7 protein-coding genes and 1 pseudogene are annotated in these 10330 nt (G+C 72.3%); 2 read left to right on the top strand and 6 right to left on the bottom strand.

What is annotated here, in order from left to right; genetic code table 11:
- From ACIRDX_RS16905 to ACIRDX_RS16895, 3 genes are all read right to left on the bottom strand, one after another.
- Positions 1–557, bottom strand: a 557-nt coding sequence (locus tag ACIRDX_RS16905; RefSeq protein WP_396626612.1) for a metallophosphoesterase family protein, incomplete at its 3' end; no start/stop codon positions are given.
- 62 nt (positions 558–619) lie between these two features.
- Complete coding sequence (locus ACIRDX_RS16900) at positions 620–1330, bottom strand: hypothetical protein (protein WP_396626611.1); 711 nt, start codon at positions 1328–1330, stop codon at positions 620–622.
- A 139-nt stretch (positions 1331–1469) separates the two neighbouring features.
- The gene (locus tag ACIRDX_RS16895; RefSeq protein ID WP_396626610.1) at positions 1470–2417 is read right to left on the bottom strand and encodes a ThuA domain-containing protein; all 948 of its coding nucleotides are present in this window, start codon (positions 2415–2417) and stop codon (positions 1470–1472) included.
- Positions 2418–2538: 121 nt separating this feature from the next.
- On the opposite strand from ACIRDX_RS16895, the gene ACIRDX_RS16890 reads away from it, so the two are divergent.
- Positions 2539–6090 carry a HEAT repeat domain-containing protein gene (locus ACIRDX_RS16890; protein WP_396626609.1) on the top strand — a complete coding sequence of 1184 codons (3552 nt, stop codon included), beginning with the start codon at positions 2539–2541 and terminating at the stop codon, positions 6088–6090.
- Between the two features lie 187 nt (positions 6091–6277).
- A complete protein-coding gene (locus tag ACIRDX_RS16885; RefSeq protein WP_396626608.1) occupies positions 6278–7687 on the top strand; it encodes a hypothetical protein in 1410 nt (469 codons plus the stop codon).
- Positions 7688–7867: 180 nt separating this feature from the next.
- Here ACIRDX_RS16885 and ACIRDX_RS16880 read toward each other — a convergent pair whose 3' ends face one another.
- The 3 genes and pseudogenes from ACIRDX_RS16880 to ACIRDX_RS16870 all read right to left on the bottom strand — a co-directional run.
- The gene (locus ACIRDX_RS16880) at positions 7868–8815 is read right to left on the bottom strand and encodes a zf-HC2 domain-containing protein (protein WP_396626607.1); all 948 of its coding nucleotides are present in this window, start codon (positions 8813–8815) and stop codon (positions 7868–7870) included.
- Positions 8812–9669, bottom strand: a complete 858-nt coding sequence (locus tag ACIRDX_RS16875; protein WP_396626606.1) for a sigma-70 family RNA polymerase sigma factor — start codon at positions 9667–9669, stop codon at positions 8812–8814. The genes ACIRDX_RS16880 and ACIRDX_RS16875 overlap by 4 nt, the downstream gene beginning before the upstream one ends.
- Before the next feature lie 472 nt (positions 9670–10141).
- Positions 10142–10330, bottom strand: a pseudogene (locus tag ACIRDX_RS16870) (hybrid sensor histidine kinase/response regulator); the annotation flags it as partial.

Below are 10330 nucleotides of genomic sequence, written 5' to 3'. Positions count from 1 at the left end.
GCCGCCTGCGGCGACGCCGCCGTCATCGAGATCTCGCTGTTGAGCGACACCACGTGCCACGGGCCGACGTTGTACGAGAAGTACCCGAGGCCGTACGGCCCCGCGCGTTCGCCGAAATAGTCGTAGTGCCCCGAGCCACCCGGGGTCTCGTAGTCGTGATTGCCGGGGGTGGCCCAGGTGCGCGACTTGAAGCGCCCCCACGACGCCTCGTAGCACCGCGCGAAGTCGGCGGTTCGGCCGTGCGGATACGCGTTGTCGCCGGCGGTGAAGACGATCCCGCCCATCTTCTCGATCAGCGCGGCCGTCGCCGTGGCGCCCGGCGTGGCGCCCTGCGCATCGCAGTACCCGATGTCGCCGGCGCCGATGAAGAAGGCCTCGGAAGGCGTACCGCCACCACCAGGGAGTGTCGGCGGCGAAGGCGCGACGGGGTTGGACGGGGACGACCCCTTGTCGCACGAGATGGTCAGCGCCAGGCCCAGCACGAGGACACACGCCCACATCGACGGCCTCGACGAGGCGTGGCGGACCACCGGGCGGCGGGATCGGTCGGCGGACATACGGAAACGCGCGGGTGACCCTGCCAGCATACGTCCACCTCGGCCGTCGTCAAACTCCGGCGTCATCGGGGCGCCTCCGCCACGGCGGCCCGGACGGCCTCGGCGATGACCCTGGACAGTTCCGCCTCGAGTGCCAGGAGATCAGCCGACGAGCGGTCGTACGTGGCGGCCCAGAGGTGCGTGTCCGTGGACGCGTCGACCAGCTGCGTCGTGACGCGCACGCGATCGCCCACGCGGGTGACCGACCCCTCGAGCACCAGGTCGACCCCGAGTTCGGCGGCGATCGCCGGCAGCCGCTTGTTCGACTGCCGGTACGCCATGGAGGAGGTCCGCGACACGACGCGCAGCGTGCGGTCCTGCGCCAACTGGGCGATGACGGCCTCGGTGAGCCCCGCGCAGAGGGCTTCGTCGGCCTGGCCGGGGGCAAACGAGACGAGCGGCAACACGGCGATCGACCGATGGTCGTGCGGCGTCGGCGGCCGGGCGACGTCGGTCGCGCCCTGCGGCACGGGACCGGGCTCGACGACCTTCCCCACGCCATAGGTGCGGACGACGTACAGGCCCAGCAGGATCGTGGCGGCGGCCCCGATGAGTTGCGCCAGGATGCGGCCGATGAACGAGATCCAGGCGGCCCGCAGCTTGTCGCGCTTCTTGCGGGCGTGGAGGGCGTCGGGATCGACCGTGGCGCGCGGGGCGCCGTCGGGCCCCGGGCCGGTGTCCCGCTGCACGGGCATGTGCTCGGGGGGGACGAGCGGGGCGGAGCCGTCGGTCATGGCAGTGCGCCGCGTAGGGCGGCGCGGGGGCTGAGGGGAGCGGTCCAGCCCCAGCGGCCAGACCGTCGTCCTTCTACAGTACTACCGTCGAGGCGCGACGGCGAGTGAGGGTGCCGCCGGCAGCCAGCGCCGGGGCGCGCTACTTCGCATCGAGCCCGTTGAGGCCGCGCGCGAAGTTGGGGTCGATGGCGTTGAGGTCGGCCCGATAGCTGACGACCGAGGCCGTCGGGAACGAGGCCGGCACCTTCTGCGTGACCGCGCCGGTGGCCACCCACTCGGTGGCCCGCTGCAACGTCACCACGAAGCCCACGCAGCTCATGGCGACCACGTCGTGGCCGAGCACGGTGTGGAAGGCGCGTCCCTTGCCGAAGCGGCTCACCATCAGGATCGGCTCGTCGCGCGACGTGCCGTTGTTGCCCGGATCGGCATAGGCGGTCGCGAGGATCGTCATGTTGGTGCCGGGTCCGCGCAGGTGGGCGTAGAGCTCGTCGCCCTGGTGCATCCACACGGGCGGGAGCCCCTTGGTGATCGGATGGTCGGCCGCACGGGTGCGGATCGCATACGGCGTCCGCCGGCCGTGCGACGCGCCGGGGCCCTCCGACGGATCGCTGACGAGCTTGTCGTCCTTGTAGTACCAGTACGGACCGGATGCGGCGGTGCGCCCGCGCCAGCCGCCGACGCCGATCATGTCGTTCCACGCCTTCCAGGTCGGGAACGCGTTGTCGGCCGCGTGCACGAACACGGCCCCGCCGCCGCCCGACACGTATTGCTCGAAGGCGGCGCGCAGCGGCGCCGGCCAGCGCTCGTCCGGCGCGTCGTAGTTCAGCACGACGGCGCCGTACGCCTTGAAGTCGGGCACCCAGTCGGTGAGCACGCCGGTCACCGCCGGCGCCGTGACGACGGTGACCTCGAAGCGCCCGGTCTCCTCCAGCGCCTTCTTCATGAGGGGCGTCGTGAGCTGCCACTTGTGGTACGGCCCGCCGCTCTCGCCATCGAGCAGCATGACCTTCACGCGCGCAGGGCCTTGCGCCACCACGCCAACGCCCAGGGCGACGATCGCCACGAGGCCGAGAAACAGCTGTCGCATCCGTACTCCTGATCGAGGGGTCCGGGGCTATGGTAGACCGACCGAGGGCGGCGGGATCCATCCGGCCGCGACCGCTGGGCAGGTCAGGGCCCGGCCGGTCGTGATAGATCTGGAAGTTCCGATGAATCGTCGCAGGCCCTCCTTCCTGATTCTGGCCGGCTTGTCGCTGGCCTCGAGTGTGATGTTGCGCGGCGCGCAAGCCCCGTCCCCGGTGCGCCCCCCGGCCACCCCGGGCGATGTGGTGAAACTGCCGCCGGCCGAGGCCGCCCGGATGGCCACCGAGGCCCGCTCGAAGCTGTCTGCGGAGGTGGCCGAGGGCGTCGAGCTCAGCCTGTGGGCCCCCGAGGCGCTGCTCGTCGACCCGGTCGCGATCGACATCGACCCGGACGGCACGCTGTACGTGACGAGCACCACGCGCAACAACATGCCGCTGGACATCCGGGGCCACCAGGACTGGATGGCCACGGTGCACACGCTGCGGAGCGTGAACGACCTGCGCGCCTTCTACCGCAAGACCATGGCGCCGGCCAACAGCGAGAAGAACGGCTGGATCACCGACCTCAACAAGGACGGCTCGCGCGACATCCGCGACCTCGCGGAGATGAAGGAACGGATCTACCGCCTCCGCGACACCGACGGCGACGGCCGCGCGGACGAGTCGCGGCTGATCTTCGAGGGCTTCAACGACGATCCCGCCTTCGACATCCTCGGCGGCGTCCTGTCGCACGAGGGGAGCCTGATCGCCGGCGTGCCGCCGGGCGTCTATCGCCTGCGCGACGGCAACGGCGACGGCGTGCTCGAGCAGCGGACCCCGATCGCGGAGGGCTTCAACACGCACCCGGCCTTCGGCGGGCACGGCGTCTCGGGTGTCACGATCGGGCCCGACGGCCGGCTGTATTGGGAGGTGGGCGACATCGGCCTGCACCACACGGACCGCAGCGGCCGCACGTGGAGCCTGCCCAACCAGGGCGCCGTGGTGCGATCGGAACTCGACGGATCGAACTTCGAGATCTTCGCCACCGGCATCCGCAACCTCCAGGAGTTCTCCTTCGACGACCGCGGCAACCTGATCAGCGTCGACAACGATGGCGACCACGCGGGCGAGAAGGAACGGCTCGTCTACCTGCCCTTCGGATCCGACAGCGGCTGGCGCTCGAACTGGCAGTACGGCAAATACACCGACCCGCGCAACAACCGCTACAACGTGTGGATGCGCGAAGGCCTGTTCAAGCCGCGCCACGACGGCCAGGCCACGCACATCCTGCCGCCCATCGAGAACTGGTACGCGGGACCGTCAGGCATGGCCTACAACCCGGGCACCGCGCTGTCGGACGCCTGGAAGAACCACTTCTTCGTCTCGAGCTTCCCCGGGGCCGCGCCGGGGGCCCGCGTCTACGGCTTCACCCTGGCCAACGACGGCGCCGGCTTCCGCAAGGACAAGGAGACGCTCCTCACGCGCGGCGTGCTCGTGGTCGGCATGAAGTTCGGCCCCGACGGCGCGCTGTACCTCACCGACTGGATCACGGGCTGGGACTCGAAGAACAACGGCCGCCTGTGGCGCGTCGACACGCCGGCGACGGCCGGCAGCCCCGTGCGCAAGGAGGTGCAGGAGCTGCTCCGCGCCGACTTCGCGGCGCGCCCCGTGACCGCAGTGGCGCCGCTGCTCGCGCACGCCGACATGCGCATGCGGCAGAAGGCGCAGTTCGACCTCGTGCGTCGCGGCGACGTGCAGACCCTGCTGGCGGCCGCCCGCGATCGCGGCAGCCTCCACGCCCGCCTGCACGGCCTCTGGGGCGTCGCGCAGCTGTCGCGACGCGTACCCGCACACGCCGCCGAGCTCGTGCCGTTCCTGAAGGACGCCGACGGCGAGATCCGCGCCCAGGCCGCTCGCCTGGTCGGCGACGTCCGCCATGCCGCCGCGGCGGAGAGCGTGACCGCACTGCTGGCCGACACCGAACCACGAGCCCGTTTCTTCGCCGCCGAGGCCCTCGGCCGCCTCGGCCATCGCCCGGCGGTCGCCCCCATCGTCGCGATGCTCGCCGCCAACGACGGCAAGGACCAGTGGCTGCAGCACACGGGCGCCGGCGCCCTGGCCGCCATCGGCGACGCCGCCGCGCTCGAGGCCCTCTCGACCCATGCCTCGCGCGGGGTCCGGCTCGCGGCCGTCATCGCCCTGCGTCGCCTGCACCATGCGGGCGTCGCGCGCTTCCTGCAGGACGCCGACGCCGCCGTGGTCACCGACGCCGCGCGGGCGATCAACGACGATGACGGGATCGCGGGCGGGGTGCCGGCACTGGCCGCGCTGCTGCCGGTGGCGCCGATCACCAACGAGCCGCTGGTCCGTCGCGCCATCAACGCCAACGTGCGACTCGGCACGGCCGAGGCCGTGGCTCGCCTCGAGGCGTTCGCGAAGCGGCCGGACGTCGCCACGGAGCTGCGCGTCGAGGCGATTGCGGCGCTCGGCGTGTGGAGCGATCCGTCGCCCATGGATCGCGTGGACGGCTACTACCACGCCCAGGTGACCGTTGCCGCGTCGCGCAGGGCGGACGCTGCCCCGCCAGCCTCGGGACCCCGCGCGGTGCTCGCCTCCACGCAGGCGCCCGCACGGCGCCAGGGCACGCCGCGGGCGGCGGCCCCCGCCGCGCCGCCGCGTGATGCTGCTGCAGCCCGGGCGGCCGTCGAGCGCCTCGTGCAGGAGTCGCAGGCACAGTCGAAGGTCGACGTCGACGTCACGGTGGCACTCGCCGAGTCGGCCGGCCGCATCGGCGCCGTCGGCGCCGCGCCCGTGCTGCAGACCCAGCTTTCGAACGACCCGTCCGTGCTCGTGCGCACGGCGGCGCTCCGCGGACTCCAGGCGATGAAGGCCGGCGACATGAGCGCCCTGATGCAGACGGCCCTGGCCGACAAGGACCCGACCGTGCGCCGCGCCGCGCTGGCCCTGCTTCCCGGCCTCCCGATCTCGGCGGCCGCCAAGGTGCAGCATCTCGGCACCGTGCAGAAGACCGGCGGCACCGCCGAGCAGCAGGGCGCGCTCGAGGTGCTCGGCACGCTCAAGTCGCCAGACTCGCGCGCGCTGCTGGCCTCGTACCTCGACGACCTCGACGGCGGGCGCTTCCCGGTTGGCCTGCAGATCGACCTGGTCGATGCCGTGCAGGCGGATGGGAGCGCCCCGCTGCAGAAGCGGCTCGAGTCCTACCAGCGCAAGCAGCAGGCCGACGCGTTGATCAAGGCCTTCCGCGCCGCCTCGATCACCGGCGGCGACGCGCGCAAGGGCCAGCAGGTGTTCAACAACAACCCGCTGGCCGAGTGCACGCGCTGCCACGCGCTGCGCGGCCGCGGCGCGGACGTGGGCCCCGACCTCACGCGCATCGGCACGGCGCTCACGCGCGAGCAGTTGTTCGAGGCGCTCGCCGAGCCGAACGCGCGGATCGCCCCGGGGTTCGGCACCGTCGGCCTGACGCTGAAGGACGGCACGCGCGTCGACGGCACCCTGAAGGAAGAGACCGATGCGGAGGTGGTCGTCCTCGTGGGCTCGCCCGCAGAGACCCGCCGCCTGCGCAAGGCCGACATCGCCGAGCGCACTGACCCCGTGTCGGCCATGCCGCCGCTGGGCCTCGTGCTGAAGCCGCGCGAGGTCCGTGACCTGGTCGAGTTCCTCAGCGGCCTGCGCTGATGGAGGGACGGGCCGGGTTGGGACAACCGGCCCTACCCTCACATCGGTTCGCACCGGGAATTCAGGTCGGAACCGTGTCAGTCGGAGTTGGGAATGACGCGCGGGGCCCGCACCGCCAGATCGCGGCGCCGCTCACGCAAGGGCGGCCCCTCGCGCACGCACGCGTCCGACTGCCGGGACACACGAGATGACGCGACTCCTGCTGGCAAGCGCCGCCGCGGGCGCGATGGGCTGGGGCATCCGCGGCCAGTACGGGCACGAGACGGGCGCCATGATCGCGGGCCTGCTGGTGTCGCTCGTGATCGTGGGCACGCTGCGGCCGCGCGCGCCGGTGGCCTGGGCGATGCGGGCCGTGGCGTTCGGCGCGATCGGCGTCGGCTTCGGCGGCGCCATGACCTACGGCCAGACCATCGGCCTCACGCAGGATGCGGCGCTGGTGGGCAACGTCGCGGCGCTGCGCTGGGGCCTGCTCGGCCTCGGCATCAAGGGCGCGCTGTGGATCGGCTTCTTCGGCGCGTGCCTCGGCATGGGGCTCGGGACGACGCGCTATCGCGCTCGCGAACTCGCGCTGCTCATGCTCGCGCTCGTCGCCATCGCCGTGGTCGGTGTGTGGGTATTCAACGAGCCCTACGCGCCCGCCGATCGGGTACTCCCCCGCTTCTACTTCTCCGCGAGCTGGTACTGGCGACCCGACGTCGTCGACCTGAAGCCACGCCGCGAAGTCTGGGGCGGCCTGCTGCTCGCGCTGGCGACGCTCGGCGCCTACACGCGCTGGCGCGGCGACCGCCTGGCCCCACCGCTGCTCGCGTGGGGCGTGCTCGGCGGCGCCATCGGCTTCCCGCTAGGGCAGTGCCTGCAGGCGTTCCACGCGTGGCACCCGGAGGTGTTCAGGTCCGGCGCGTGGGTCGTGTACGACCCGTACATCAACTGGTGGAACGCGATGGAGACGACGTTCGGGGCCGTGATGGGCCTGTGCATCGCGCTGGGGGCGTGGCGGTCGCAAAACACCATCGCGTCACCGGCTGCATGGCCAACGGCAACGGAGCAAGGGCGCGGGCCGTGGCTGTCGCCAGGACCCGAATGGGCGGGACTGACCGCGCACGTGGTGCTGCTGCTGATCGCGGAGTTCACCGACGTGCCGGTGCTCGGTCGCTACGCCGACGTCGCGCTACTGATGGGGGTGCTCCCGCTGGCGCTGGCGGCGGAGGGGCGCTGGTCGCCGGCGGTGATCGCGCTGCCGGTCACGCTGCTGCCGATCGCGGGCAAGACGGTGCGCCGCCTCGTGTACGAACAGCACGCCGTGGGTGCGGTGGTCGGCTGGATCGCGTACGCCGTGCTGCCGCTCCTGGTGGCCGGCGTGGTCGCGTGGTGGCTCGTGCGCGCGGACGCGACGCGCACGCAGGAGGGCCGCCCGGTACGCGCGGCACTCATCGCGTGCACGTGGCTCTACTTCGGGCTGAACTTCGCCTTCTTCGACTTCCCGTGGCCCTGGGCCGCATGGACCACGCGCACGATTCACGCGATGGTGTTCGGCGCGTGCGCGATGGTGCTCACCACGCACGCGCTCACGAGGGCGCCGCGCACGGATCCGGCGTGAGTGCGTGGGCGCGGCGCGGACTGGCCGCGCTCGACCGCGTGCCGTCGACGCGAGACACCTCCTTCACGGTGGACTCGTCCGCGGAATGGCCAGGCACTTCGCGGCATCCGCATATCCATCCGTAAGGGTGCGTCGCACGGCGTGGCGCATGGACGTTAGCGGGGACCGCCGCATATGGCGTCAGGGGGCCTCGAGCTCGCGACGCCACTCGGTGGTGTCGCGGAGCGCGCCCAGGCGCTCGATGGCACGCTGCCTCAGGGCCTCGTCGCCCGACAGCACCGCCACCTGCGCCAGGTTGAACCAGCCCTCGGCCAGCGCCGGTTCCCGCTGGACGGCGGCGTCGGCCAGGCGACGGGCCTCGGCCAGGGCCGGCGCGTCCGACGTGAGTTGCGCCTTCTGCAGGTGGGCGGTGGCGGCGTCGTTGAGGACCCGCGCGTCGCCGGGCGCGGCCACGGCCGCGCGCGACAGCCGATCCACCGCGGCATCGACGTCGCCCGCCAGCAGCAGCGCCACGCCATACGCATGCAGGCTCGCGACGTCGTCGCGGCCGGCGCGTGCCGCCTCGACCTGCCTGGCGGCCTCCATCACCGGCAACGCCGCCTCGCCGCTCGTCGTCCGCGTCCCGGAGCGACGCACGGCGGGCGGAGCGCCGTACGGGAACCCGGAGAGCCGCCCGAACGTGGAGCGGGACGAGTCGGCGGCGGACTCGGCCGCGGCCACACGCGCAGCCTCCTGCAGTTCGGGAATGCCCGGCCCGGCGTCACGCACCAGCTGCCAGGTCAGGGCGGCACTGACGCCCACGACGAGCACGGCTGCCACGGGAGCCAGCCAACGCCTCAGTCGGACTGGTACCGGGGACGGCGCGACAGGAGTTGCAGGAGGCGGAAACGACACCACCTTATCGGCTCGGCCCTCCTCCCGCGCACCCTGGGCCTCGACGATGTCGTCCGACACCTCCGCGAGGATCGCCAGATGCGCCACGCATCGGTCGCAATCGGCCATGTGCGCCTCGAGCTGGCCGATCTCCGCGTCGGACAGCCGGTGGTCGAGGTAGGCCGCCACCGTCTCGTCGTCGGGGCACTGAGGCGTTGGTCCCAGGGGGTCGTGCTGGCTCGCAGGTATCGTCATCCCGCCACCGGCCCCCTTCCGGCGTGCTCGTGTTGAGAGACAGCCACTGGTATCGGATTTCCGCCCGGCTCGCCGGACTCGGTGTGAGGCAGGTGCGTCAGCGTCCGCACATGCGCGGCCGACACACCGAGGCGTTCGAGTTCGCGCCGTAGCTCGCCCAGCAGGCGCTCCAGTTGTCGGTACAGCGGCTTCTGCTCTTCACCCAGCACGCGCGCGATGTTGGCCACCGTCGTCCCCTGCTCGAACCGGAGGCGCAGCAGCAACCGCTCGCGGGGTGGGAGCCCGGCCAGTACCAACTTCAAGGCACTCGAGGTCGCCGCAGCGGTGGCCGCCGCCTCGCGGGCCTCGAGGAGTTCGTCGGGCGCCGGGTCGGACGCGGGCATGTCGGCGATGGCCTCGATCTCCACGAGCCGCCGCCCCGTGACGCGGCCCGGCAGCCTGGCGGCGAGGTCGCGCAGGGTTTCGACGTCCAGCGACGCGTCCCGCGCCCGCAGCGTCTCGATCGCTTCCTCGAACGACAGGCGCTGCTGCTCGACCAGGCGCTCGAGCGCCACGGCCGTCGGGCCCAGGCGCACCGCCTCGGCCGACGGTCGCCAGCGCCCCCATGCCCGCACGCGGTCGTCGAGGAACTGCCGCGTGATGACGGTGCGCAGGAACGTCGACAGGCGGCTGCGCTCCTCGAACCGGCGCAGCACCGCGTAGTCGTCGTCGATCAGCCGCAGGCGCACGGTGGCCGCGAACTCCTCCTCCTCGTCGCGTGACAGGCGATAGCGACGCCCCAACGCGCGCGTCACGGCGTCGATGATCGGCAACGCCTCGCGAAACCGCTGTTCCTGCGCCGTCTCTGGCGTCATGCACTGGTCAGCGACACCGGGCCGTGAGTCGTCGTGTCCCCGACGCCCTGTGCGCACCTTGGGTAGTCCCTGCAGTATGGGCGAGCGGCCGGGCGCGGCACAAGTGACTGCCGTGGCGATGGAAGTCGCGGGCGTGATCGTCGACATGGGCATCCACCTCGCGGATGCGGCCCGAGCCACCGGCGCGAAGATGTTCCGCGCCGTGAGGCCGCCTGCCCCTGTACGCGTAAACGACGCGTGCAGCGGTGCATCCCCCTCGAGGTTCATCACAAGGACGGACAGGGTCGCGGCTTTTCCCCGTGCGGGAAACCGTCGCCCAGCGGCCGTCCTCCTCGCCGATGCGGGGCCTGACGCCCCGCCAGGAGGCCTCCATGAGGGAAGGCGCACGGAAGGCCCGCGGAGCCGAACGCGACGGCAGTTGCAGTAGGGCGCAGCGACCACCGATGCCGCCGACCGCGCCGCGGTGGCCAGTTCAGCGGGTGCGCGCGCCCTGGTCGAGGGCGCGTCGCACGTGGGCGAAGAGCGCCTCGGGCAGGAAGGGCTTGCCGAGCAACAGCGAGTCCTGATCGCCGTGCACGTCGAGGCGTTCGGTGTAGCCCGACATGTAGGCGACGGCGATGCCCGGCCGGGCATCGCGCAGTCGGCGCGCCACCGTGAAGCC

The organism is Luteitalea sp. (assembly GCF_044337415.1).
Lineage (GTDB): Bacteria > Acidobacteriota > Vicinamibacteria > Vicinamibacterales > Vicinamibacteraceae > Luteitalea.
This window is presented reverse-complemented; position numbering and strand designations above follow the sequence as displayed.

Bases quoted from the DNA above. Each gene is read 5' to 3' on its own strand.
- ACIRDX_RS16875 (WP_396626606.1), bottom strand. From the start codon at position 9,669: ATGACGCCAGAGACGGCGCAGGAACAGCGGTTTCGCGAGGCGTTGCCG.
- ACIRDX_RS16900 (WP_396626611.1), bottom strand. From the start codon at position 1,330: ATGACCGACGGCTCCGCCCCGCTCGTCCCCCCCGAGCACATGCCCGTG.
- ACIRDX_RS16890 (WP_396626609.1), top strand. From the start codon at position 2,539: ATGAATCGTCGCAGGCCCTCCTTCCTGATTCTGGCCGGCTTGTCGCTG.
- ACIRDX_RS16885 (WP_396626608.1), top strand. From the start codon at position 6,278: ATGACGCGACTCCTGCTGGCAAGCGCCGCCGCGGGCGCGATGGGCTGG.
- ACIRDX_RS16880 (WP_396626607.1), bottom strand. From the start codon at position 8,815: ATGACGATACCTGCGAGCCAGCACGACCCCCTGGGACCAACGCCTCAG.
- ACIRDX_RS16895 (WP_396626610.1), bottom strand. From the start codon at position 2,417: ATGCGACAGCTGTTTCTCGGCCTCGTGGCGATCGTCGCCCTGGGCGTT.